Here is a 24758-nt window from a genome sequence, read left to right as displayed (position 1 = left end):
CAACCGCCAGCAGGTCGATGGCGCGCAGCACATTGGCCCCGATCAGCGGCTTGAACACATTCAGTTCCAGATGCCCCTGCATCCCGCCCACGGTCACCGCGACATGGTTGCCCATCACCTGCGCCGCCACCATGGTCAGCATTTCGCTTTGCGTGGGGTTCACCTTGCCCGGCATGATGGAGCTGCCCGGCTCGTTCGCGGGCAGGTCCAGCTCGCCCAGCCCCGATCGCGGCCCGGAACCCAGCAGGCGGATGTCGTTGGCGATCTTCGTCAGCGCCACGGCCAGGCTGTTCAGCCGCCCGGAAAAATCGACCAGCGTGTCATGGCTGGCCAGCGCTTCGAACTTGTTGGGTGCAGTCTCGAACGACACCCCCGTCAGCCCGCTGATCTCGCGCGCGAAATCCGCGCCGAACCCGTCGGGCGCGTTCAGCCCGGTTCCAACGGCAGTCCCGCCCTGCGCCAGCCTGCTCAGCGCATGCGCCACCAGCGGCTCGGTGCGCACCCGCGCCAGCTTCAGCTGCGCGGCATAGCCGGAAAACTCCTGTCCCAGCGTCAGCGGCGTCGCATCCTGCAGATGCGTCCGCCCGATCTTCACGATCTCAGCCCAACTTTCGGCCTTGGCCAGAAGCGCCGATTCCAGCCGCTGAAGCGCAGGAAACAGCGCCCGCCGCGCCGCCAGCACGACGGCAACATGCATGGCCGTCGGAAAGCTGTCGTTGCTGCTCTGGCTCATGTTCACATGGTCGTTGGGGTGAACCGGGGTCTTGCCGCCCCGCCGCCCGGTCAGCAGCTCGTTTGCGCGCCCGGCGATCACCTCGTTCACATTCATGTTGCTCTGGGTGCCGCTGCCGGTCTGCCAGATCACCAGCGGAAACTGATCGTCCAGCCGGCCACCGGCCACTTCAGCCGCAGCGGTTTCGATGGCGTCTGCAATTTCGGGCGCAAGCCCATGCCGGCGGTTCACCCGCGCAGCCGCCTGCTTCACCAGCGCCAGCGCATGGATCAGCCCGATCGGCATCCGTTCCATCGGGCCGAAGGGGAAATTCGAAATGGATCGCTGTGTCTGCGCGCCCCAGTAAGCTGTGTCGGGCACTTCGATCGCGCCCAGGCTGTCCGTTTCGGTGCGGCTCACTTCTTCCGCTTGAAGTCGAACGACACAACGTTCGACCCGGATTCACTGTCCTCCAGCGGCGGGGGCGGCGGTTCGTCCGCCGGTTCCGGCATGGTCACGATGAACTGAAGCGCGAAGTTCACGGCCGGATCCACGAAACCCGTGATCGCCTTGTAGGGGATCGAAAGCTTGGCCGGCACCTGGTTGAAGGTCAGGCCAACTTCGAAATGCTCGTCATCGACCAGCAGATCCCAATAGCGATGCTGAAGCACCACGGTCATTTCTTCCGGATACCGTTCCAGCAGATGCCTGGGCATGTCCACGCCGGGAAAGCGCGTGCGGAAGGCGATGAAGAAATGATGCGCCCCGGGCAGGCCGCCGCCATCCGCCACATCGCCCAGCACCTTGCGCACCACCTGGCGCAACGAATCCTGAACGATCTCATCATAGGCGATGAGGCTGTCCGGCGGTTCCTGATTCTCGGGCGGCTCGGTCACAGGCCACAAGTGGCGCTGACACAATGTGTCGTCAAGGCCGGGGCAGGCATCCTGCCGAAGGAGAATTCCGGTCAGGCTTGCGAAAAAGGGGAAATGCAGGCGCTTCTGTTGCCCGGCGCGCCTGCGAGCCGCTGGAATCCGATTCTGTTACCGGGTTCGGCCCGAACCCTGCTCAAGCTTGATAACCAAGGCCGTTAGGCCAACAGGTTACGCAGCAATCGCAAATGCCTCGTTGTCGTTGGCATTTGTGGATTTTGAACAGTTTAACGGCGTTTTCAGGCCGGGCAAAAATACCGTCGTTCCGCACACGTCTATCCTGGTTCGGCCCCGTCAGAGGCCCCGGAAAGCCGGACTTGTCCGGAATTCGGGGCTTTTGGTGGAGCCGCCGGGTACTGCCCCCGGGTCCGCTGTGAGTACTGGTACGGCATCATTCATCGCCATCTCCGCCCGAAGGCGGCAAAGGCGATATAGGCCCGCTGGCGGCAGAATGTAAGGGCCTCTGCGGCCTCAGCCGCGCCCGGTCAGCGCCAGATAGCGGTCGATCACGGCATCGTTGATCGCATCCCAGTCATAGGCCTGGGCGCGCACGAAACTAGCCTCGCCATGCGCGCGCCTGAGATCGGGGTTGCGCACATAGGCCTCGATTGCATCCGCAAAGGCGCCGATGTCCCCGGCCGGCACCAGCCGCCCCGAAACGCCGTCCGCCACCAGCGATGATGCGCCCGTCGCCTGCGCCGCGACCGGCGGCACCGCGCAGGCCATGGCTTCCAGCGTGACGTTGCCGAATGTCTCTGTCACGCTGGGGTTCAGGAACATGTCGAAGCCGGCATAGGCCCGGCCAAGCGCCGCCCCGGTCTGGAAGCCGGCGAATGTCGCGCCCGGCACCTCCGCCTCGAACTCCGCGCGCGCCGGCCCATCCCCCACCACCAGCAGATGATGCGGCACGCCGCGCCGCCGCAGCTCGGCCATGGTAGCTGCCACCACGTCCAGTCCCTTTTCCAGCACCAGCCGCCCGACAAAGCCGATCACCGGCACATCGTCCGCAATGCCCAGCCCCTGCCGCCAGCCCATGTCGCGCGCGGCGGGCGTGAAGATCTTCCGGTCCACGCCGCGGCTCCAGATCCGCACCTTTTCCGAATAGCCTTCGGCGCGCAGCACATCCGCCATGCTCTCCGATGGCGCGTAGATCTCCGTCAGGTCGCCGTAGAAGCTCTTCAGCAGCCGCTCCACCCCGCGCCGGATGAACCCCATCCGGTAATAGTCGAAATACGTCTCGAACCGGGTATGAACCGAGGCCACGACCGGCAGGCCCTGCCCCTGCCCCCATTTCTTTGCGTCATGGCCAAGCCAATCCGGCGCGGACAGATGCACGATATCCGGCCGGAACGCCTCCAGGTCGGCCTTCACGGCGCGCGGGAGCCCCAGCGCCACCCGATATTCGCCACGCCCGGGGATCGGTACCGAAGGCACGCCAATCAGCGTCCCCGTCGCCTCGAATGCCGGCACATCGACCACCGGGGAATAGACCCTCGGCTCCAGCCCGCGCACCAGCATGCGGCCCACCAGCCTGTTCAGGGCCTGGTTCGCACCGTCCTTCACATAATTGTAGTTGCCCGAAAACAGCGCGACGCGCAGCGGTCCAGTTCCGTCACCCATGATCGCGGCGCCTAGCCGTAGACTATGGCAGGCATGCGGCACGAAAATGGGCCCGGCGGCAGGCTGCCACCGGGCCCATCATTCGACAGCGGACTGATCAGGCCGCCGTGTGCAGCAGCTTGCGCTTGCGGCGGGACGCAAAGCCCACAGCGCCGAAGCCCACGATCAGCATCGCCCAGGTCGCCGGCTCGGGAACCACGCCCGGGTCGGAAATCTGGTCAACGCCGCTCGCGATGATCGCGGCATTACCGTTGGCAAAGCGGGCAAGCACCTTGGCCGGGTTTTCACCCGTCAGCTGCGCGCCATATTCCACGGCAGACGGGTTGTACGGGAAGGTCGTGTCGGCGGTGATCGGGCTCACCTGGCCGGCTGCCGTCAGATCGATCGTGAGGGACGATCCACCTTGCGCATAGCCGCTCACGCCCGAATGACCCTGCACCAGCCCGATCGGGTTGTTGCCGTCGTCGTTCGCCGCATAAGCCGCGAAAGCACCACGATATTCGCCGATATAGCCCTTGCCGCTGCCGCCCAGCACATAGGTCAGCGCGTTGCTGAACAGGGCCGCCGTTTCGACGCTGTTCGGGATGTCATCCTGCCAGTCGCCGTTGAACAGCACGACATTGCCGGTCACATAGGCCTTCACATTCGCAGCCGCCGCAACGGACAGGCCAACACCGAAGCTATAGCCGTCGCGCGTATAGACGAAGGCGTCATAACTATCGAGGAAGCCGGCCGTCGCCAGCTGGGCGTCGGTCACATAGGTCACGGTGTGGCTGTCATCGTACAGGCCGCCGATGAAGTTTTGCCCGAACACGGCCAGGTTGGCCGCCTGGGCGCCGGATGCAGCCGCAAGCAGCGCTGCGCCAGCCAATGCAAGTCTGAAATTCGACATTCGGTTCCTCCTGTTGGGTTTGCCCACAGCACAGGAACAGCAATATCCATGCCGACTAAGACCGCATTTAATATCTTTGTTTTTTAGATATTTAGACGATGAACAATTCATGGCGTGTGAAGAATGCGTAAGATTTTTTTACATCCGCCGGGAAACAAAGCATCCCAGCCGCCACAATTCGCTCCAAAGGCCGCTCCAAGAAAAAACCCCCTGCGGCGGTTGCCGCAGGGGGTCGTTTTCCGGTGCCTGCCGAAAGATCAGGCGTCGGCAGTCGTGTCGCTGGCGGCGGCCAGAGCCGCCTGCTGCGCCCGAAGCGCGGCGTCGCGGCTGGTCGCCGTCACCCGCAGGCGGCCCAGCGCCGCCCCGGTGCCGGCCGGGATCAGGCGGCCGACGATGACATTTTCCTTCAGGCCCAGCAGCGTGTCCGACTTGCCCTGAACGGCGGCTTCGGTCAGCACCCGCGTCGTTTCCTGGAACGATGCAGCCGAAATGAAACTGCGCGTCTGCAGGCTCGCCTTGGTGATGCCCAGCAGCACCGGCTTGCCTTCCGCCGGCCGCTTGCCTTCGGCAACCAGCTTGACGTTCGCCTCGTCCATTTCCTCGCGGTCGACCTGTTCGCCCTTCAGCAGCGTGGAATCGCCGTCGTCGGTGATTTCCACCTTCTGCAGCATCTGGCGAACGATCACCTCGATGTGCTTGTCGTTGATCTTCACGCCCTGCAGTCGATAGACTTCCTGGATTTCCGAGCAGAGATACTCAGCCAGCTTCTCGACACCCAGGACATCCAGGATGTCGTGCGGGTTCGCCGGTCCGTCCACGATGAAGTCGCCCTTGCGCACAAGGTCGCCTTCCTGAACGGCCATGTGCTTGCCCTTCTGCAGCAGATAGACGATCGGCTCCGCGCCGTCTTCGGGGTGCAGTTCCACGCGGCGCTTCGCCTTGTAGTCCTTCCCGAACACGATCCGGCCATCCACCTTGGCGATGATACCATTGTCCTTGGGAATCCGGGCTTCGAACAGCTCGGCAACCCGCGGCAGACCACCGGTGATGTCCCGCGTCTTGGCGGCTTCGCGCGGCATCCGCGCCAGCACATCGCCGGCTTCCACCCGCTGTCCGTCCGAAACCGAAAGGATGGCGCCCACCGGCAGCAGATAGCGGCCGGCTTCGCCGCTGCTGTCGTCCAGCAGCGTCATCCGCGGGCGGAGGTCGTCCTTCGCCTTGGATGCCTTCCATTCCGAAACCACCTTCTGCGCAATGCCGGTGGCGTCGTCGGTTTCTTCCTTCAGCGTCTGGCCGTCGACCAGGTCCTGATACTTCACCACGCCGGATTTGTCGGTGATGATCGGGCGGGTGTAGGGGTCCCATTCGGCAAGCCGCTGGCCCTTCTTCACCTTTTCGCCGTCCTTCACCGACAGGATCGCGCCGAACACGATCTTGTGCACCGAACGCTCGCGGCCCTCGGCATCCATGATCACCAGCTCGCCGCCAGTCGGCGCCATGCCGATGATCCGGCCACGGCTGTCCTTGATGACGGGCAGGTTGCGGTACTGCGCAATGCCGTCAACCGGCGCGTCGTGGCTCGATTGCTCGCTCACCTGCGCCGCGCCGCCGATGTGGAAGGTCCGCATCGTCAGCTGGGTGCCGGGCTCCCCGATGGACTGGGCCGCGATCACGCCGACAGCCTCGCCGATGTTCACCGGCGTCCCGCGGGCCAGATCCCGGCCATAGCAACGGCCGCAGACGCCCTGCCGCGCTTCGCACACCAGCGGAGAGCGGATCTTCACGTCCGCGATGCCGGCGTCCTCGATGGCCTTCACCATCTTTTCGTCCAGGAGCGTGTCGCGCGCGAACAGCACCTCGCCCGTCTTCGGGTCGACGATGTCGTCGCACACTGTCCGACCCAGGATCCGCTCGGCCAGCGTCACGATGACGGAACCGCCTTCGACGATGGCCTTCATCATCAGCCCGCGCGATGTCTCGCAATCGTCTTCCAGCACCACGCAATCCTGCGACACGTCGACCAGTCGGCGGGTCAGGTATCCCGAGTTCGCCGTCTTCAGCGCGGTGTCGGCAAGGCCCTTCCGGGCGCCGTGCGTGGAGTTGAAATATTCAAGGACGGTCAGGCCTTCCTTGAAGTTGGAGATGATCGGCGTCTCGATGATCTCGCCCGAAGGCTTGGCCATCAGGCCGCGCATCCCGGCAAGCTGCTTCATCTGCGCCTGCGAACCCCGGGCGCCGGAATGCGCCATCATGTACACGGAGTTGATCGCCCGCTGCCGGCCCGTCGCCGGGTCGATCGGCGTCGCGGAGATTTCCTTCATCATCTCCTCGGCCACCTTGTCGCCGCAGCGCGCCCAGGCGTCGACCACCTTGTTGTACTTCTCGCCCTGCGTGATCAGGCCGTCCTGATACTGCTGCTCGAAGTCCTTCGCCAGCGCGCGCGTCTCCTCGACGAGCGGCTCCTTGGTGGCGGGGATCACCATGTCGTCCTTGCCGAACGAAATGCCCGCCTGGCAGGCATGGCGGAAGCCCAGCGCCATGATCGCATCGGCGAACAGCACCGTCTCTTTCTGCCCGGTGTGGCGATAGACGGTGTCGATCACATCGCCGATTTCCTTCTTCGTCAGAAGGCGGTTCACCGTCTCGAAGGGCACCTTGTGGCTCTTCGGCAGGCATTCGGCGATCAGCATGCGCCCGGCGGTCGTCACGAACCGCTTCATGGAGGTGCGGCCGGCTTCGTCCGTCTGCGGCACCCGCGCCTCGATCCGCGTGTGCAGCGTCACCACGCCGGCCGTCAGCGCGGCATGCACTTCGGCCATGTCGGCGAACACCGGCAGCCGCTCGCGCTTGCTGCCGTCGGGAAGTTCGACATACTCCGGCTTCTTCTCCTGCCGCTCCATGGAGAGGTAGTAGATGCCCAGCACCATGTCCTGCGACGGCACGATGATCGGCTTGCCGTTCGAAGGGCTGAGGATGTTGTTCGTGGACATCATCAGCACCCGCGCTTCCAGCTGCGCCTCAAGGCTCAGCGGAACGTGGACGGCCATCTGGTCCCCGTCGAAGTCGGCGTTGAAGGCGGCGCAGACCAGCGGGTGAAGCTGGATCGCCTTGCCCTCGATCAGCACGGGTTCGAAGGCCTGAATGCCAAGGCGGTGCAGCGTCGGCGCGCGGTTCAGCAGAACCGGATGCTCGCGGATCACCTCGTCCAGGATGTCCCAGACTTCCTTGCGCTCCTTCTCGACATATTTCTTGGCCTGCTTCAGCGTCATCGACAGGCCCTTGGCGTCCAGCCGGGCGTAGATGAACGGCTTGAACAGCTCCAGCGCCATCTTCTTCGGCAGGCCGCACTGGTGCAGCTTCAGTTCCGGCCCGGTCACGATGACCGAACGGCCGGAATAATCGACGCGCTTGCCCAGCAGGTTCTGCCGGAACCGGCCCTGCTTGCCCTTCAGCATGTCGGAAAGGCTCTTCAGCGGCCGCTTGTTGGCGCCCGTGATGGTGCGGCCGCGACGGCCATTGTCGAACAGCGCGTCAACGGCTTCCTGCAGCATGCGCTTTTCGTTGCGCACGATGATGTCGGGCGCGCGCAGCTCGATCAGCCGCTTCAGGCGGTTGTTCCGGTTGATGACGCGGCGATACAGGTCGTTGAGGTCAGACGTCGCGAAGCGGCCGCCATCCAGCGGCACCAGCGGGCGCAGTTCCGGCGGGATCACCGGGATCACCGTCAGGATCATCCATTCCGGCCGGTTGCCCGATTCCAGGAAGCTCTCGACAATCTTCAGCCGCTTGATGATCTTCTTGGGCTTCAGCTCCGACTTGGTCGTCGCCAGCTCTTCCAGAAGCTCTTCCTTCTCGGCGGCAAGGTCCAGCTCCATCAGCAGTTCGCGGATGGCCTCGGCGCCGATGCCGGCGCGGAAGCTTTCCTCGCCATACTGGTCCTGCGCGTCGAGATACTCGTCCTCGTTCAGAAGCTGGAACTTCTTCAGCGGCGTCATGCCGGGCTCGGTGACGATATAGTTCTCGAAGTAGAGAACGCGCTCCAGGTCCTTCAGCGTCATGTCCAGCAGCATGCCGATGCGGCTGGGAAGCGACTTCAGAAACCAGATGTGGGCAACAGGCGCCGCCAGTTCGATATGGCCCATCCGTTCCCGGCGGACCTTCGAGACGGTGACTTCAACACCGCACTTCTCGCAGACAATGCCCTTGTACTTCATGCGCTTGTACTTGCCGCACAGGCACTCATAGTCCTTGATCGGGCCGAAGATGCGCGCGCAGAACAGGCCGTCACGCTCGGGCTTGAACGTGCGGTAGTTGATCGTCTCGGGCTTCTTGATCTCCCCGAACGACCAGCTGCGGATCTTGTCCGGCGACGCGATCGAGATCTGGATCTGATCGAACGTCTCCGGCTTGGAGACGGCTGAGAAAGCGTTTGGAACCAGTTCGTTCATTGCAACTCCTCGCCCCGCAGGGGGGCTGATCAGATTCAGTGTCAGGCGTCGGCGTCGGTCGTCTTCAACTCGACGTTCAGGCCGAGCGAGCGCATTTCCTTCACCAGCACGTTGAAGCTTTCGGGAATGCCGGCCTCGAAGGTGTCGTCGCCCTTGACGATCGCTTCATAGACCTTGGTGCGGCCGACCACGTCGTCGGACTTCACCGTCAGCATTTCCTGCAGCGTATAGGCCGCGCCATAAGCCTGCAGCGCCCACACTTCCATTTCCCCGAAGCGCTGGCCGCCGAACTGCGCCTTCCCGCCCAGCGGCTGCTGGGTGACGAGGCTGTACGGCCCGATCGAACGGGCGTGGATCTTGTCGTCCACCAGGTGGTGCAGCTTCAGCATGTAGATGTAGCCGACGGTCACCTTGCGGTCGAACGCCTCGCCGGTCCGGCCGTCGAACAGCTCCACCTGCCCCGAGCTGTCCAGCCCGGACAGTTGCAGCATGTGCGACACGTCCGCTTCCTTGGCGCCGTCGAACACCGGCGTCGCCATCGGAACGCCGGGCGTCAGGCTGTCGGCGAACTTCATCAGGTCGTCGTCGGTCATCGCCGCCACATTCGCCTGCTCGCCATAAACGGCGTCCAGGTTGGAGCGCAGCTTCGCAAGGTCGCCCTTGGCGTCGGCCACGGCCGCCTCATTCTGGGTGCGGATCGATTCCAGCAGGCCCGCCACCTGGCGGCCAAGGCCGCGCGCGGCCCAGCCCAGGTGGGTTTCGAAGATCTGCCCGACGTTCATCCGGCTGGGCACGCCCAGCGGGTTCAGCACCAGGTCGACCGCCGTGCCGTCTTCCAGGAACGGCATGTCTTCCGACGGCAGGATGCGCGAGATGACGCCCTTGTTGCCGTGACGGCCGGCCATCTTGTCGCCCGGCTGAAGCTTGCGCTTCACGGCCACGAACACCTTCACCATCTTCAGCACGCCCGGCGGCAGCTCGTCACCGCGCTGCAGCTTGTCCTTCCGGTCTTCCAGTCGCTCGGCGATGGACTTCATCGCCTCGTCATACTGGGCCCGGCTGGCTTCCAGGTTCGCCTGCGCCGTGTCGTCGGCTATGCCGAACTTCCACCATTCGCGCTTCGGCTGCTCGTCCAGCAGCGCCTCGTCGATCACGGCGCCCTTCTTCACGCCCTTGGGCCCGGTCACAACCGTCTGCCCCAGCAGCATGTCCTTCAGGTGCGCGAAGGTCGCCCGGTCCAGAATGCCGCGTTCGTCCGCCGCATCCTTTTCCAGCCGGTCGATTTCCTCGCGCTCGATCGCCAGCGCGCGCTCGTCCTTGTCGATGCCGTGGCGGTTGAACACCCGCACTTCCACGATGGTGCCCGCCACGCCCGGCGGCAGCCGCAGCGAAGTGTCGCGCACGTCGCTCGCCTTTTCACCGAAGATGGCGCGCAGCAGCTTTTCTTCCGGCGTCATCGGGCTTTCGCCCTTGGGCGTGATCTTGCCGACCAGAATGTCGCCCGGCTCCACTTCGGCGCCGATGTACACGATGCCCGCTTCGTCGAGGTTGCGCAGCGCTTCCTCGCCCACGTTCGGGATATCGCGCGTGATGTCTTCCGGCCCAAGCTTGGTGTCGCGGGCCATCACTTCGAATTCCTCGATGTGGATCGAGGTGAAGATGTCCTCGCGCACGATGCGCTCGTTGATGAGGATGGAATCCTCGTAGTTGTAGCCGTTCCAGGGCATGAACGCGACCAGCGCGTTCCGGCCCAGCGCCAGCTCGCCATATTGGGTGCTGGGGCCGTCGCAGATGATGTCGCCCTTGGCCACCACATCGCCCACCTTCACCAGCGGGCGCTGGTTGATGCAGGTGTTCTGGTTGGAGCGCTGGAACTTCATCAGCGTGTAGATGTCGACCATGGTCTTGCCCGGCTCGACCTCTTCGGTCGCCCGGATCACGATCCGGCCTGCGTCCACCTGGTCGACGATGCCGGCGCGGCGGGCAGCGATGGCAGCGCCGGAATCCCGCGCAACCGTCTCTTCCATGCCGGTGCCCACGAACGGCGCTTCCGCCTTCACCAGCGGCACGGCCTGCCGCTGCATGTTAGATCCCATCAGCGCCCGGTTGGCGTCGTCGTTTTCCAGGAACGGGATCAGCGAGGCGGCGACGGACACCAGTTGCTTCGGCGACACGTCCATCAGCGTGATCTGCTCACGCGGGGCGATCAGGAATTCACCGGCTTCGCGGGCAGAAACCAGATCCTCCACGATGCGGCCTTCGGCATCCAGCTCCACGTTCGCCTGGCCGATGGTGTGGCGCGCTTCCTCCATGGCCGACAGGTAGATCACCTCGTCGGTCACCTTGCTGTCCACCACCTTGCGGTAGGGCGTCTCGATGAAGCCGTACTTGTTCACCCGGCTGAAGGTGGCGAGCGAGTTGATCAGGCCGATGTTCGGCCCTTCCGGCGTCTCGATCGGGCAGATCCGACCATAGTGGGTCGGGTGAACGTCGCGGACTTCGAAGCCCGCGCGTTCGCGCGTCAGGCCGCCCGGCCCAAGCGCCGAGACGCGACGCTTGTGCGTCACCTCGGACAGCGGGTTGGTCTGGTCCATGAACTGCGAAAGCTGGCTGGAGCCGAAGAATTCGCGCACCGCGGCCACCGCAGGCTTCGCGTTGATCAGGTCGTTGGGCATCACCGTCGAAATATCGACAGAGGACATCCGCTCCTTCACCGCGCGTTCCATGCGCAGCAGGCCGACGCGATAGCTGTTCTCCAGCAGTTCGCCCACCGAACGGACCCGGCGGTTGCCGAGGTTGTCGATGTCGTCGATCTCGCCCTTGCCGTCCTTCAGCTCGACAAGCGTCTTGACGACGGCAAGGATGTCCTCCTGCCGCAGGGTCGTCAGGTCGTCCGGCGCATCAAGGCCCAGGCGCATGTTCATCTTCACCCGGCCCACGGCCGACAGGTCATAGCGCTCGGCGTCGAAGAACAGCCCGGCGAACAGGGCTTCGGCCGTTTCACGCGTCGGCGGCTCCCCGGGGCGCATCACGCGATAGATGTCGGCCAGCGCCTGGTCGCGCTCCTCGGCCTTGTCGGCCATCAGCGTATTGCGGATCCAGGGGCCCACGTTCACGCCGTCGATGTCCAGCACCTCGACATGGGCGAAGCCCGCGTCGGTCAGCTTGTCGAGATGCTCCTGCGTGACCTCGTCGCCGGCCTCGATATGGATGGCGCCCGTCTTTTCGTTGATGAGGTCGAAGGCCGAAAAGCGGCCCAGGATCTCGTCAGCCGGCACCAGCAGCGTCTTCACGCCCTCGTTCTGCGCCTTCTTGGCGGCGCGCGGCGTGATCTTCTCGCCATCCTTGAACAGCACTTCGCCGGTATCGGCGTTCAGCACGTCGAAGGTCGGCTTCTGGCCACGCCACTGCTCGGCGACGAACGGCACCCGCCAGCCGTTCAGCTTGGTGTCCCGCTCCCAGCGGACAGTGCCGTAGAAGTGGTTGAGGATTTCCTCGCCGTTCAGGCCCAGCGCATACAGCAGCGTCGTCACCGGCAGCTTGCGCTTCCGGTCGATCCGCACGTTCACGATGTCCTTGGCGTCATATTCGAAGTCCAGCCAGCTGCCGCGATAGGGAATCACGCGCGCCGCGAACAGGAACTTGCCGCTGCTGTGAGTCTTGCCGCGGTCATGATCGAAGAACACGCCCGGCGACCGGTGCATCTGGCTGACGATCACGCGCTCCGTGCCGTTCACCAGGAAGGTGCCGTTCTCCGTCATGAGCGGCATGTCGCCCATGTAGACGTCCTGCTCCTTGATATCGATGACGGAGCGGGTGCCCGTGTCGGCATCCACCTCGAACACGATCAGGCGCAGCGTCACGCGCATCGGCGCAGCGAAGGTCATGCCGCGCTGGCGGCATTCCTCCATGTCGTACTTCGGATCTTCCAGCTCGTAGTTCACGAAATCCAGCTCGGCGGCGCCGGCGAAATCGCGGATCGGGAACACCGAGCGCAGGGTCTTTTCAAGGCCGGACACATAGCCGATCTCGGGCCGCGAGCGCAGGAACTGCTCATAGCTCTCGCGCTGAACCTCGATCAGGTTCGGCATCTGCACCGCTTCGGCGATATTGCCGAAGATCTTGCGGATGCGGCGCGTGGCGCGGAAGCGATTCGCGGGGGCGGAACGGGTCGGTTCGACGGCCTTGGTTGCCATGTGGCACATGTCCTTCGGTCAAGATTCATGGCGCAGATCGAGACACGAAAAGCCGCAAAGCCAAGGGGTTACCCCGGCTGCGGCTGTGCGCGTATCCCGAAACACCCCGATCCAATGCGTGAAGAGCGCTGCGCGACGGCGCCCCCTATCCCGAACTGAGGTGAGGCAGGCGATATAGAAAGCCTGTTGGAACCTGTAAAGCGCCTGTCAGCCGTCTGCCCGGGCGAAAAGGTGGCCGGCCAGGCTTTCGGGTGGGATGTTCCGCACGACCTCCTGCAGCAGCGCCAGCGGCAGCAGGATCAGATAGAACAGGGCCAGCGACGTCAGCAGATCGGCCCCGCCCCTTGCCCGCACGGCCTGCAGCCCCTCCCTTGCCGTCCCGCCATGGATCAGGGAAACGATCGCTTCCTCCACCACCACGAACAGCGCGACCAGCAAGAGCAGCGCGACAGACCGTACCAGCGCCCGATGCGCCAGCGGCGCGCCGACATCCATCGTCCCCACGCCGAAGATCTTCCCCATGAGAACGAACTTCCCCAGCACGATCGCACGCAACGCCGCCGCCCCGATCTCGGTGCCAAGATGCCCGGCGCTACCGGATTTCGCCCACACATAGGCCGCGACGGCCGAGAACAGGATGAACAGGTAGGACGAGACAAATCCCCAGATCAGCAACTCATGCTTCAGCGCGTGGCCCACCGCCCGCCTCCGACCGCTCTCGCCCATGTCGTGCCCTCCTTGTTTTTGAACTGCTAACATGGCCATCCCGCTTTCGCCACGCCGGCACCAGGCCAAGGACATATTGATATTCGATAATTCTGCTTGACAGGCGGGTCATGCGATATATTGTTTTTCGATATATTCAATATCGGAGTTCGATATGGCCACCTCACCCAGTTTCCCGCTTGCCACCAGCCGCATCGTCTGTGTGGTCGGCCTCTCCCTCTGCATCGTCGTCGCCGTCGGGCTCGGTCTCATCAGTGCCGCGCTGGCGATCGGCTGGCCGCATATCCTGATCGAGGCGACGGAGAAGGGAATGACAGCCAAGGTCGCCGGCCTCCAGCCCTGGCTCAGCCTCGTGATTGCGGGCGCGGCCGTCATTCTCGCGCTGACGGCAGCCGTGTTCAGCAATCTCCTCACCGTGCTGGACGGCGTGTCACACGGCAACCCCTTCACCGTGGGCAACAGCCTGCGCCTGCGCCGCATTGGCTGGATCATCCTCGGCATTCAGGCGACCGGCTTCGTCACCGGCCTTGCCGGCCACGCCATTGCAAACCGGACGGACATTGGCTCCGGCTTCGAATTCTCCTTCACGGGCCTGCTCGCCGCGCTTCTCGCCTTCGTGCTGGCCGAGGTGTTCGAACAGGCCCGCCGCCTGCGCGACGATCTGGAAGGAACGGTCTGATGCCGGTCATCGTCCGCCTGGATGAGTTGCTCCACGCCCGCCGCATGACACTCACGGAACTGTCCGAAAAGGTCGACATCACGCTGGCGAACCTCTCCATCCTGAAGACGGGGAAAGCCAGGGCGATCCGCTTCTCCACGCTGGAGGCCATCTGCGACGCGCTGGCCTGCCAGCCGGGCGACCTGCTGCACCATGTGCCGGACGGCGACCCTCAATAGCCGGTCAGATAGCGCGAGCGGCGGCCCAGCAGGCGCTTCAGCGGCAGCAGGATCAGCAGGCACAGAAACAGCGCGGCCAGCGCAGACAGAAGGATCGCCAGCAGCACCGCCCAGGCAGGCTGCCCGGTCGGCACCATGGGCCCGATCGTCCGCGCGATCGGCCGCAGCAGGGGGCCATGCAGGAAGTAGATCCCGAACGAGGCCGCCGCGATCAGGCCCAGAAGCTTGCGCGGCTGCCGGTCCACCGGCAGGCCCCAGCCCACCAGGGCCGGCAGCACAAGGCCCGCGATGGAAAGCCGGAAGATGTAGAACACGCTTTCCCGCAGCGAGGTGAACCCGATCCGGTCTAGATCGGCGGCATGCAGCAGGGCCAGCACGATCGCCGACACGCCCGCCACCACCCGCACCAGCCCGGCTTCCCGCCGCAGCCAGTCCAGCGCGCGCGGCACATCCGCCCCAACCAGCATGCCGCAGCAATAGACCCCGGCGTAATAGGCAAACATCTGCGGGGTCAGTTCGGTGTCCGTCCGGGTGAACAGCAACGGCTGCACCAGCAGCAGCAGCGCCAGCGCGCCGAGCCGGCGGTCCGTCATCACCCGCCACAGCAGAGGGCTCAGGGCATAAAGGATCAGGATGACAGGAATATACCAGAAGGTATTCCAGGCATCGCCCAGGATGAGGTTGCGCACAATGCCGGCCGGAAGGCCCGCCACCGGCTTCGAGGCCGCGAACCACAGGATCGCTGTCAGCCCGGCTGTCATCACCAGATAGGGCGATCCCACATTGGCCAGCCGGGCGCGCAGAAACGCGCCGTGCGGCCGCGCCGCGAACAGATGCCCATAGAGGATGCCGGAAATCAGGGCGAAATAGATGGTGCTGTTGTGGAACAGGATATCGTTCGCCGCCGCGATCAGCCGGGTGGACGGCGCCAGCGGATGGACAAGGCCTCGGTTCAGCACGGCATTGGCCGCGTGCAGCAGCACGATCGCCAGGATCGCAAGCCCGCGCATGTCGTCGATCGCTTGCAGATGCCCCTGTCGGTGCGCGCCCCCGTTCGTTTTTGCCCCGTTCGTCATTGCCCGGCCCGCCCCCCGCAAAGCCGGTCGCCCTGCCGAAGCGGATGTTCCTGCGGCAGCATGCTGGGCGGCGGATCCGGGCAGCAGCGGGCAGGATCCGCGCTGCCGGCCCTGTGCAGCGGCGGCAGGTTCAGCGCCAGATTCAGCAGGATGGCGGCGGCCAGCGGCAGAAGCCACCCTCCCGCCAGCCCTGCCGAAGCCGCAATCACCAGAAGGAACAGCCATTGCGGGCTGTACAGCAGGACCTCTCCCGGATTGAACCCCAGGTAGAACAGGAACAGCGCCGCGATACCGCACAGGCACGCCAGACTGACATCGCGGCTGCGGCGTTCGGCCAGGGCACGGCCAGTGCCGATCAGCAGCAGCAACGCGGACAGGCCCATTCCTGCCAGCCGCAACGGCTCCGCAAGCGGCAGCAAACCGGCGCCATAGCGGCACTGCATCAGCTCCAGCGGTGCCACCAGCGCGAACAGCCAGAAGCCCACGGCATAGTCTGCGAACAGCCCCGCATCGCGGACTCCGTTCAGCGTGGCATAGCGCTGGGCATAGCCGAGCCCCCAACCATCCGAGATCAGCAGCGGCAAGGCGATCGCAACGAGCGCTGCGACGGCTGCCGGAACGGCAAGGTCGGTCGCCAGGGCATGCCGTGTCCCTGCCCCCCGCCATTGCCGGCGCAGCGCCGCATACAGCGGCAGGATCGCCATGGCGGGCGGATTGGCCAGCCCGGCCGCGGCAACAGCCAGCCCTGCCCCCACTCGTCCCTGCGTCGCGTTTGCGCGCCTTGCCAGCTCGCCCATCGCCAGCACGGCGATGGCCGAAACGGCAAAGGTCACGCCATAACTGTCCGTCACGCCGAACAGCGTCGCCGGCCCGAACAGCGACAGGAAGAACAGCGTCGCCGCCAGCGCGGTCCCCGGACCGACCCGGTTGCGGGCCAGGAACAGGAACATCGCAGCCGCCCCTAGGCCTTGAAGCAGCGCCAGCCCGGCCGATGTCGCCTGCCGGTGCGGCGCCCCGGCCATCGAGATCGGCTTCGAAACCGCCCCCACCAGCGCCACCGCCATGGGATGCTTGCGCAGCCGAAGTCCCCGGTAGGTTCCGGCGTCCAGCGCGGCCCCGATCGTGGCATTGTCTGCGCCCAGCACGCAGTTGTTCACCCGATAGGCCGCCCGGCTCGCTTCCAGCCGGTGATAGGACAGCAATGTCACCGCCAGCAGCAGCAGGATGGATATCAGGCCCGGCATCCGCCCATTCCTGCTGTCCATGGCCCCTGCGTCACCAGGCCATAAGCAGGATCACGGCGATCAGCGCCCCGCACAGCAGGCTCTTCGGATCGGTCGTCGCGAACACCACGGGATCCTCGTGCAGGTCACCGCGGTTCGCCAGCAGCAGCAGGCGCAACAGCCAGTACAGCAGGATGGGCGCCACGAACCACAGGACGACCGGCTTGCTATAGACCGCAAGCACCTCGGTTTCGCCGATGTAGCGGGCGAATATGGTGACGGACGCCAGCGCGGCCGCCCCCGCAAGCGGCAGCAGGATGCGCAGATCCTCTGTGCGATAGGCCCTGTTCGGCGCGCCCGTGCCCAGCGCCATCAGTTCCGAATGCCGCTTGATGAGCGCAAGTGCCAGGAACAGGAACATGGAAAAGCCCACCAGCCACTCGGTCGGATCAGCCCCGATCGCCTCGTTCCCCGCCAGCACCCGCAGCGTGTAGAGGAGGCACAGGACCACAACGTCCACCGCCAGCCGCCGCTTGAAATAGAGCGAATAGGAAATGGTGCCCAGCAGATAGGCCCCAAGCGCGACAAGGAAGGACTGCGGCAGGAACAGCACGCCGATCGCGATTGCGCCTGCCGTCAGCAGCGGGATCAGCGCCCAGGCCAGCTGCACGGACAGGCGGCCGGATGCCAGCGGCCGGTTGCGGCGCGCCGGATGTGTGCGATCAGCCGCGACATCGACCAGATCGTTCACCACATAGCCGGCGGACGAGGCGAGGCAGAAGGCGAAAAAGCCCAGCGTCGAGGCGAGCAACGCCTCTTCCGTGAACTGGTGCCCCACCACCATCGGCGCAAACAGCAGCAGGTTCTTCGACCATTGGTGCAGCCTCAGCTGCGCGCCGAGCTGGGCGAACTGGTCGCGAAGGCTTGCTGACCGGGCCAGATACACGGCTCCCTTCGTCTCGTTCTCAAGCCTCGCCAAGACGGCTACTCCCCGCTGCCTGCACACCGCCCCCGGCCCCGTGCAGTGAAATCAGTCTATCCCATCGCCCGGGCCGGGTGTTGTGTCCAAAAGGGGCATAGCCCCATGCGCTGCCTCCGCGTCCGCTCATGCGAAAGGGGCGGCCCCTTGCGGAGCCGCCCCTTCCTTTGCCAGAAAGCCTGAAAGGCTTACTTGAGTTCGACGGTCGCGCCGGCTTCCTCAAGCTGCTTCTTCAGCTTTTCGGCTTCTTCCTTGTTCACGCCTTCCTTCACGGCCTTCGGAGCGGATTCCACCAGGGTCTTCGCTTCGGTCAGGCCCAGGCCGGTGATGGCGCGGACTTCCTTGATGACGTTGATCTTCTTGCCACCGTCGCCGGTGAGGATCACGTCGAACTCGGTCTTTTCTTCGGCGGCCGGGGCGGCAGCGCCACCAGCGGCAGGCGCGGCCACGGCAACAGCCGCAGCGGCGGAAACGCCCCACTTTTCTTCCAGCAGCTTGGCCAGCTCGGCCGCTTCCAGAACGGTCAGGGCGGACAGGTCTTCAACGATCTTGTTCAGGTCAGCCATTTTGATACTCCTTGATCTCTATCAGGCGGCGGCGCTGTCGCCGTAAGCCGCAAACACGCGCGCCAGCTTGGCGGCCGGGGCCGTCGAAAGCTGCGCAATCTTGGTCGCAGGTGCGTTCAACAGACCCACCAGCTTCGCCCGGAGCTCGTCGAGCGACGGAAGTTCGGCAAGCGCCTTCACCCCGTTCACATCGAGAAGCGTGCCCGCCATCGAAGCACCGACGATTTCGAACTTGTCGGTGGTCTTCGCGAACTCGATTGCGATCTTTGCAGCCGCAACCGGATCGACGGACGTGGCAAGACCAACAGGGCCGACCAGAAGCTGGCCGATATCCTGATAGGGCGTGCCCTCCAAGGCAATGCGGGCAAGCCGGTTCTTCGTCACCTTGAACTGCGCACCAGCTCCGCGCATCCGCGTGCGCAGGTCGGAAACCTGCGCAACGGTAAGGCCATGGTTGCGGGTAATCACCACAACCTGGGTCTCACCCAGCGTCTTCGCGAGATTGGCGACCAGCTCTTTCTTCTGGTTCCGATCCATGCTCACTCCTTGCACTCGCTGCCCCCCCGGATTGAGAGGCAGCCATAGAGCCAAGGGGCCTGGATTTGCGCCGGGCCCATTGGCCCGCCCGAAAAGGATCGCCGCCAGCGAAGCCGAAGCCCCGCTGCAAATTCCCCCGGCCATCGCACGGCTGAAAGGGGCCAAAGCTGTTCCTCGTCTCATGCAGGCCCTGTCGGCTTAAACCCTTTCGGGCACCTGCAATCTCGGACGGCGCCACAGACCCGGGGGCCTGCAAGCGGAACGCGCGCCTATAGAGGATTCGCCCCGCAGGTCAAGATCGGCCGCGCGCGGCCATCATCGGGGGGCGCCTTTCCGTTCAGCTTTTCCCACTTTTCGCACTCGTGTCGTGCCCTCCGCAGTCGCCCCGGTTGCCGCAAGCCCATCCTCCCGGGCAGCGGCAGGCATACTACCGGCACATCCCGCCGTAGGACAGGCCGGGACGTCCGCCTCCCCAGGCCACTCCGCCCACCCGAAACGAAAAGAGGCCGGGGTTTCCCCCGGCCTCTTCGCGGTTCAATGTTGCCGGAAGGCTCAGGCGCCCAGCGCGGTCGCCGGATCCACCTTCACGCCCTTGCCCTGGGTGGAGCTGAGCGAGATCTTCTCGACATACTTGCCCTTGGCGCCCGACGGCTTGGCCTTCACCAGCGCATCCAGGAACGCGTCCAGGTTCGCCTTCAGATCTTCCTGCGCGAAGCTCGCCTTGCCGAGGCCGGCGTGGATGATGCCCGCCTTTTCGACGCGGAACTCGATCTGGCCGCCCTTGGCAGCCTTCACGGCTTCGCCGACGTTCATCGTCACGGTGCCCAGCTTCGGGTTCGGCATCAGGCCCTTGGGACCGAGAACCTTACCGAGGCGACCCACCAGACCCATCATGTCGGGCGTGGCGATGCAGCGGTCGAAATCGATGGTGCCGCCCTGCACGATTTCCAGCAGGTCTTCGGCGCCGACCACGTCGGCCCCGGCTTCACGGGCTTCATCGGCCTTCGGGCCACGGGCGAACACGCCCACGCGCACCGTCTTGCCGGTGCCCTTGGGCAGGGTCACCATGCCGCGCACCATCTGGTCCGCATGGCGGGGATCGACGTTCAGGTTCACGGCCACTTCGATCGTCTCATCGAACTTCGCGGTCGCGTTCGCCTTCACGAGGCCCAGCGCCTCGTCGACGGGATACAGCTTCAGCGGCTCGACGGTCGCGCCGAGAGCCTTGCTCTTCTTGGTCAGCTTGGCCATCGGATCAGCCCTCCACCACTTCAAGGCCCATCGCGCGGGCGGAACCCTCGATGGTCTTCATGGCCATCTCGATGTCGTTCGCGTTCAGGTCCTTCATCTTCGTCTCGGCGATCTCGCGGATCTGCGACTTCTTCACCTTGCCCGCGGGCGCGCCCTTGCCGGGCGTCGTCGCGCCGGACTTCAGGCCGGCCGCCTTCTTCAGAAGGAAGCTCGCCGGCGGCGTCTTGGTGATGAACGAGAAGCTGCGGTCCGCATAGACGGTGATCACCGTGGGGATCGGCATGCCGGGCTCGAGGCTGCCGGTGGCAGCGTTGAAGGCCTTGCAGAATTCCATGATGTTCACGCCGCGCTGACCCAGCGCAGGCCCGATCGGCGGGCTCGGGGTGGCCTTACCAGCTGCAACCTGCAGCTTGATATAGCCAGTGATCTTCTTTGCCATATCACTTGCTCCAAATCAGGGCCGGGTGGCGAACCACCCGTCCCTCCGGTTGTGCGGCCGTGTGGTGCAAACGGATCGGGGCGAACCCCTCACCTCCCACGATGTCATGCCTGTCCGACCGCGGCCCAAGCATCGTTCCCCTTCCGGGGGAATTACTTGGTCTTCTCGACCTGCTCGAAGTCCAGCTCCACCGGGGTCGCCCGGCCGAAGATGGACACGGAAACCTTCACGCGCGACTTCTCGTAGTCGATTTCCTCGACCAGACCCGAGAAGCTGGCGAACGGGCCATCCAGCACCTTCACCGAATCCCCGATCTCGAAGTTCGCCTTCTTCTTCGCCTTGGGCGCAGCCGCGTCGGCTTCGGCCTTGGTGTTCAGGATGCGCGCGGCCTCGGCCTCGGAAATCGGCTGAGGCTTGCCGGAAGATCCAAGGAATCCAGTCACCTTCGGCGTGTTCTTCACAAGGTGATAGACCTGATCGTTCATTTCCAGCTTGGCCAGCACATAGCCGGGGAAGAACTTCCGCTCGCTCTGCACCTTCTTGCCGCGGCGAACTTCCGTCACCTTTTCGGTGGGCACCTCGACCGCCTCGACCATGCCTTCCAGCCCCAGCCGGGCCGCGTCGGACACGATCTGGTCGCGGACCTTGTTCTCGAAGCCCGAATAGGCGTGAATGATGTACCAGCGCGACATGAGGATTACGCTCCCAGACCCAGGAAGAACTTGACCGCCCGGCCCAGCACCTGATCGACGCCAAGGAAGAAGACGGCGAGGATCGACGTCATGATGAGGACGAGGATGGTCGTGCGCACGACTTCAGGACGCGACGGCCAGACGACCTTCGACGTTTCCTGCCTCACCTGCCGGACAAACTCGCCCGGGCTCGTCTTCGCCATCCGATTCAACCTTCCATCCGCCGTCGGTTCAGGCCCGAAGCCTCCCGCCCCGCGCTTTCACCAACGACAACTCCCGGCAGACGCCCCTCTTCAGCGGGGCACCGGCCGGGCCAGAAATCTTACCCGCCCTCCAGCGACTTGGGGTTGTCAGCCGCCTCGTTCAAGACGTCTGTTCCCAAGGCGTTGGCAGGAGTGGAGGGACTCGAACCCCCGGCCCTCGGTTTTGGAGACCGATGCTCTACCAACTGAGCTACACTCCTGCGGAGCGCGGGAGCCGGGGCTATAAGGGAGTGGCCGGGGTGAGGCAAGAGCCAGATGCGGCGCGGCGCGCAATTCCCGGCAACATGCGGGAGTTTCGACCTAACTGACTGTAAAGACTGGAGCGGGTAGCGGGAATCGAACCCGCGTATTCAGCTTGGAAGGCTGCTGCACTACCATTGTGCTATACCCGCCCACTCGCCAGCGAGGCGCCCTTGCCCGGCAGAAAAGCCGCCGCAAGCGCGACTGCGCGCCCGCGCCGATGCGCGGAACCGGGCAAAGCCCGACCCCTTGCAAGGACTCCATCCTGCCCCTGGCAGAATGGTGGAGGGGGTTGGATTTGAACCAACGTAGGGAAAACCCGGCAGATTTACAGTCTGCTGCCATTGACCGCTCGGCCACCCCTCCGAACCCTTCGGTGCGGGAGGCGGGCAAATGGCGAATGGGCCCCGCCTTGTCAACACCGCAAAGGCGTGCGAGCCCTGCGCAAGGGGGAGAAATCGCGTGCGGAAACTGGCCTGGCTCTTCGGAATCCTCGCCGCCCTGGGGCTTGCGGCGGTCGTCGCCGTCCGCCTCAGCCCGGAACCCGGCGTCTGGGTCATCCGTCAGGTCTTCGATCGCGGCGATGCCGAACTCGCCGCCGCCTCGGCCGGGCATGTCCCGCCGGGCGTGATCGCGCACAGGGACCTGCTGTATGGCCCCGGGCCGGACGAGCGTTTCGATCTCTTCCTTCCGCCCGCCGGCACGCCGCGCAAGGCGCCGCTCGTCGTGTGGGTACATGGCGGCGGCTTCGTCGCGGGGGACAAGTCCAGCGTCGCCAACTGGCTGTCCGCGCTGGCGGGCCATGGCTATCCGGTGGTGTCCGTCGAATACCGGCGCGGCGCCAGCGGGGCCTATCCCCTGCCCGTCCGGCAGGTGAATGCCGCCATCGCCCATATCCGTGCCAATGCCGCCGCGCTGGGCATCGATCCCGGCGCCCTTGTGCTGGGCGGCGATTCGGCGGGCGCCCATATCGCCGCGCAGCTTGCGCTTTCCATCACCGACCCCGCCTATGCGCAAAAGCTGGGGATCGCCCCGGCCGTTCCCGCCCAGGATCTTCGCGGCATGCTGCTCACGTCGGGCATCTATGACCTGCCGGACCTTGGCGGCGGCGGCCTGATCGGGGCGTTCGTCCGCGCCGCCTTCCGGGGCTATACCGGCGAAACGAACCCGGCGCGGGTGAAGGGCGGGGAGTTGTTCTCTGTCATCGCTCATGTGGGCCCGGCGTTCCCGCCCAGCTTCATCACCGGCGGCAATGCGGACCCGTTGACGCCTCAGGGGCTGAAGCTGGCGGAGCGACTGGCAAGCCTTGGCGTGACGACCGACACCCTGTTCTTCCCGGCCGACCACCAGCCGCCGCTGGGCCATGAATATCAGCTGCGCCTGAACACCGAGGAAGGCCGCCTCGCGCTGGACCGGATGCTGGCCTTCCTGGCGGCGCTGGATCCCCCTCAGGCGAAAATCGCGACCGACTGACGGCCCCGCATCAGGGGCCGCCCCGCCTCGTCCCACATTGCCATGTCCTGCCCTGAATAGCCGTCGCCCACGCCATCGTCGCGCGAATGCAGCAGCAACCAGCCGGACCCGTCGGCCGCCGCCGGATCGAACAGGTCGAAGCTCCATGTCATGGTGCTGATCATCGCCGGGCCATCGAAGCGGGTGAAGCTTGCGGGTGGCAAGGCGTCGCCCATCGCCACCAGCGCCGCCTGCCCCGGCGTGACCGGTTCGTCATGCCGCACCCAGATCAGCAGATCGCCCTGATCCGCGCCGGAAAACGGGCGCAACGGGCCCGCCATCCGCTGATTGAGGTGGCCGGCAAAGGCCGGGCCCATGCCCTCTGGCCAGAGGCGCGGGCAATCCTGCGGCGCGCGCCAGACGGGCGGCGGCGGGGCAACTGCGGCAAAGCGGCTTTCCCGGGAGGCCCCGAACGCGAACAGCGCCCTCAACGCCACCGCCCCGCCGGACACCAGATCGCAGCTCATGTAGGTGACGGACTTGCCCTGCCGGATCAGCTGCGGCTTCAGCAGCACTTCGCCCGCCGCCGGCCCGATATAGGCGATCTGCCCGGACCGGAGCGGCGGCAGGCCCGGCACCGCCAGTTCGCAGGCCCTCAGCGCCAGCGCTGCCGAAAGGCCGCCATACAGGGTCCGTCCCTGCAGCCAGTCGTCTGTCGGCGTCGCCAGCCAGCCGTCGCCTTTTGCCGTCAGCCCCGTGATCACCGATTCAAAGCTTGCCATGGCCACTCCTTTGCCAGCAGCTCTCGTGCGGGCTTTCCTCCCGCGCCACCCATGGCTAGTGACAGGGCCGCCCGATCAGGGCCCGGAAGGCAGGAACATGGGACGACGACCGAACAAGCGCCACGGCACCGCCAACCGCACCGATCCGAACCGGCCGCGCCTCTATGGCCGGCACGCCGTCTATGCCGCGCTCGACAATCCCGCGCGCACGCTGAGGAAGCTGTTCGGCACGCACGAGGAGCTGGCAAAGATCGTGATTCCCGAAGGCCTGCAGGTCCAGTTCGGGGATGGCCATGATCTCGCCCGCCTCGTGCCGGCCGATGCGCCCCATCAGGGCCTTGTGCTTGAGGTGGAGCCGCTCGAATCGCCCTGGCTCGACGAAGTGCTGGAAAATCCGGATCCGATGGCCCCGCTCGTCATCCTCGATCAGGTGACGGATCCGCACAATGTGGGCGCCATCATCCGATCAGCGGCGGCCTTCGGCGCCCGCGCCATCATCACCCAGGATCGCCACAGCCCACCCGAATCCGGCGCGCTTGCCAGGGCGGCCTCCGGCGCGCTGGAGGCCCTGCCCTGGGTCCGCGTTGTCAACCTTGCCCGCGCGCTGGAGGAGATCGCGGAGGCCGGTTACTGGCGCATCGGCCTTGCGGGCGACGCGAAGGTCACGCTGGCGGAGGCGCTGACGCCGCAGCCGCAGGCCATCGTGCTGGGGGCCGAGGGCGAAGGCATGCGCCACAACACCCGCGAACATGTGGACGTGCTGGCGAAACTGCCCATCACCCGCGCCGTGGAAAGCCTGAACGTCTCCAACGCGGCTGCAATCGCGCTCTACGCC

At 65.3% G+C, this 24758-nt stretch carries 21 protein-coding genes, 3 tRNA genes and 1 other RNA gene; 4 read left to right on the top strand and 21 right to left on the bottom strand.

Translation table 11 applies throughout. The features are described 5' to 3' along the window. From ACE3O8_RS06480 to ACE3O8_RS06445, 8 genes are all read right to left on the bottom strand, one after another. The coding region (locus ACE3O8_RS06480; protein ID WP_374387981.1) for a class II fumarate hydratase at positions 1 to 1132 on the bottom strand (1132 nt) is incomplete at its 3' end. Beyond that, a complete protein-coding gene (locus ACE3O8_RS06475) occupies positions 1129 to 1608 on the bottom strand; it encodes an SspB family protein (protein WP_374387979.1) in 480 nt (159 codons plus the stop codon). The genes ACE3O8_RS06475 and ACE3O8_RS06480, both read right to left, overlap by 4 nt. Positions 1609 to 1740: 132 nt before the next feature. Further along, positions 1741 to 2105: a transfer-messenger RNA gene (gene ssrA / locus ACE3O8_RS06470) on the bottom strand. A gap of 10 nt (positions 2106 to 2115) precedes the next feature. After that, entirely contained in the window at positions 2116 to 3264 is a 1149-nt protein-coding gene (locus ACE3O8_RS06465) for a glycosyltransferase family 4 protein (RefSeq protein WP_374387977.1), read from the bottom strand. A 97-nt stretch (positions 3265 to 3361) separates the two neighbouring features. Continuing rightward, a complete protein-coding gene (locus ACE3O8_RS06460; RefSeq protein WP_374387975.1) occupies positions 3362 to 4156 on the bottom strand; it encodes a PEPxxWA-CTERM sorting domain-containing protein in 795 nt (264 codons plus the stop codon). 257 nt (positions 4157 to 4413) lie between these two features. After that, positions 4414 to 8604: a DNA-directed RNA polymerase subunit beta' gene (gene rpoC, locus ACE3O8_RS06455; protein WP_374387973.1), complete on the bottom strand. Its 4191-nt coding sequence runs from the start codon at positions 8602 to 8604 to the stop codon at positions 4414 to 4416. Positions 8605 to 8645: 41 nt separating this feature from the next. After that, positions 8646 to 12800 carry a DNA-directed RNA polymerase subunit beta gene (gene rpoB, locus ACE3O8_RS06450; protein ID WP_374387971.1) on the bottom strand — a complete coding sequence of 1385 codons (4155 nt, stop codon included), beginning with the start codon at positions 12798 to 12800 and terminating at the stop codon, positions 8646 to 8648. A gap of 207 nt (positions 12801 to 13007) precedes the next feature. After that, positions 13008 to 13526, bottom strand: coding sequence for a hypothetical protein (locus tag ACE3O8_RS06445; protein ID WP_374387969.1), 519 nt, complete (start codon positions 13524 to 13526; stop codon positions 13008 to 13010). Positions 13527 to 13680: 154 nt separating this feature from the next. Between ACE3O8_RS06445 and ACE3O8_RS06440 the strand changes: the two genes are divergently transcribed. Beyond that, positions 13681 to 14205, top strand: a complete 525-nt coding sequence (locus tag ACE3O8_RS06440; protein ID WP_374387967.1) for a DUF2975 domain-containing protein — start codon at positions 13681 to 13683, stop codon at positions 14203 to 14205. Then, the gene (locus tag ACE3O8_RS06435) at positions 14205 to 14423 is read left to right on the top strand and encodes a helix-turn-helix domain-containing protein (protein ID WP_374387965.1); all 219 of its coding nucleotides are present in this window, start codon (positions 14205 to 14207) and stop codon (positions 14421 to 14423) included. The genes ACE3O8_RS06440 and ACE3O8_RS06435 overlap by 1 nt, the downstream gene beginning before the upstream one ends. Here the strand turns inward: ACE3O8_RS06435 and ACE3O8_RS06430 are convergent. From ACE3O8_RS06430 to ACE3O8_RS06375, 12 genes are all read right to left on the bottom strand, one after another. Then, entirely contained in the window at positions 14417 to 15499 is a 1083-nt protein-coding gene (locus tag ACE3O8_RS06430; protein ID WP_374387963.1) for an acyltransferase family protein, read from the bottom strand. The genes ACE3O8_RS06435 and ACE3O8_RS06430 overlap by 7 nt on opposite strands. Next, a complete protein-coding gene (locus tag ACE3O8_RS06425; protein WP_374387961.1) occupies positions 15496 to 16743 on the bottom strand; it encodes a hypothetical protein in 1248 nt (415 codons plus the stop codon). Before ACE3O8_RS06425 ends, ACE3O8_RS06430 begins: the two co-directional genes overlap by 4 nt. Before the next feature lie 31 nt (positions 16744 to 16774). Beyond that, entirely contained in the window at positions 16775 to 17701 is a 927-nt protein-coding gene (locus ACE3O8_RS06420) for a UbiA family prenyltransferase (RefSeq protein ID WP_374387959.1), read from the bottom strand. Between the two features lie 188 nt (positions 17702 to 17889). After that, positions 17890 to 18267, bottom strand: a complete 378-nt coding sequence (rplL, locus tag ACE3O8_RS06415; protein ID WP_374387957.1) for a 50S ribosomal protein L7/L12 — start codon at positions 18265 to 18267, stop codon at positions 17890 to 17892. Positions 18268 to 18288: 21 nt separating this feature from the next. Then, entirely contained in the window at positions 18289 to 18804 is a 516-nt protein-coding gene (gene rplJ, locus ACE3O8_RS06410) for a 50S ribosomal protein L10 (RefSeq protein ID WP_374387955.1), read from the bottom strand. 552 nt (positions 18805 to 19356) lie between these two features. Continuing rightward, complete coding sequence (gene rplA / locus ACE3O8_RS06405) at positions 19357 to 20055, bottom strand: 50S ribosomal protein L1 (RefSeq protein WP_374387953.1); 699 nt, start codon at positions 20053 to 20055, stop codon at positions 19357 to 19359. A gap of 4 nt (positions 20056 to 20059) precedes the next feature. Next, complete coding sequence (rplK, locus tag ACE3O8_RS06400) at positions 20060 to 20494, bottom strand: 50S ribosomal protein L11 (protein ID WP_140926566.1); 435 nt, start codon at positions 20492 to 20494, stop codon at positions 20060 to 20062. A gap of 152 nt (positions 20495 to 20646) precedes the next feature. Next, positions 20647 to 21186, bottom strand: coding sequence for a transcription termination/antitermination protein NusG (gene nusG, locus ACE3O8_RS06395; RefSeq protein ID WP_374387951.1), 540 nt, complete (start codon positions 21184 to 21186; stop codon positions 20647 to 20649). A 5-nt stretch (positions 21187 to 21191) separates the two neighbouring features. Beyond that, positions 21192 to 21389 (bottom strand): preprotein translocase subunit SecE, encoded by a 198-nt coding sequence (gene secE / locus ACE3O8_RS06390; protein ID WP_374387949.1) that lies wholly within the window; start codon positions 21387 to 21389, stop codon positions 21192 to 21194. A gap of 184 nt (positions 21390 to 21573) precedes the next feature. Beyond that, positions 21574 to 21649, bottom strand: a tRNA-Trp gene (locus tag ACE3O8_RS06385). 118 nt (positions 21650 to 21767) lie between these two features. Beyond that, a tRNA-Gly gene (locus ACE3O8_RS06380) sits at positions 21768 to 21841 on the bottom strand. 128 nt (positions 21842 to 21969) lie between these two features. Then, positions 21970 to 22055 (bottom strand) — tRNA-Tyr (locus ACE3O8_RS06375). 96 nt (positions 22056 to 22151) lie between these two features. On the opposite strand from ACE3O8_RS06375, the gene ACE3O8_RS06370 reads away from it, so the two are divergent. Next, on the top strand, positions 22152 to 23162 hold the full coding sequence (locus ACE3O8_RS06370) for an alpha/beta hydrolase (RefSeq protein ID WP_374387947.1): 1011 nt from the start codon (positions 22152 to 22154) through the stop codon (positions 23160 to 23162). On the opposite strand, the gene ACE3O8_RS06365 is transcribed toward ACE3O8_RS06370, so the two are convergent. After that, positions 23138 to 23923: an acyl-CoA thioesterase gene (locus tag ACE3O8_RS06365; protein WP_374387945.1), complete on the bottom strand. Its 786-nt coding sequence runs from the start codon at positions 23921 to 23923 to the stop codon at positions 23138 to 23140. The two genes, ACE3O8_RS06370 and ACE3O8_RS06365, sit on opposite strands and share 25 nt — an antisense overlap. A 97-nt stretch (positions 23924 to 24020) precedes the next feature. Here ACE3O8_RS06365 and rlmB point away from each other — a divergent pair. Then, a partial coding sequence (rlmB, locus tag ACE3O8_RS06360) for a 23S rRNA (guanosine(2251)-2'-O)-methyltransferase RlmB (protein WP_374387943.1) occupies positions 24021 to 24758 on the top strand: 738 nt, incomplete at its 3' end.

The sequence above is a fragment of the Sandaracinobacter sp. genome, from assembly GCF_041909755.1.
In the GTDB taxonomy this organism is placed as follows: Bacteria; Pseudomonadota; Alphaproteobacteria; order Sphingomonadales; family Sphingomonadaceae; genus Sandaracinobacteroides.
Note: the sequence above shows the minus strand (reverse complement) of the source record. Positions and strands in the feature narration are given on the sequence as shown.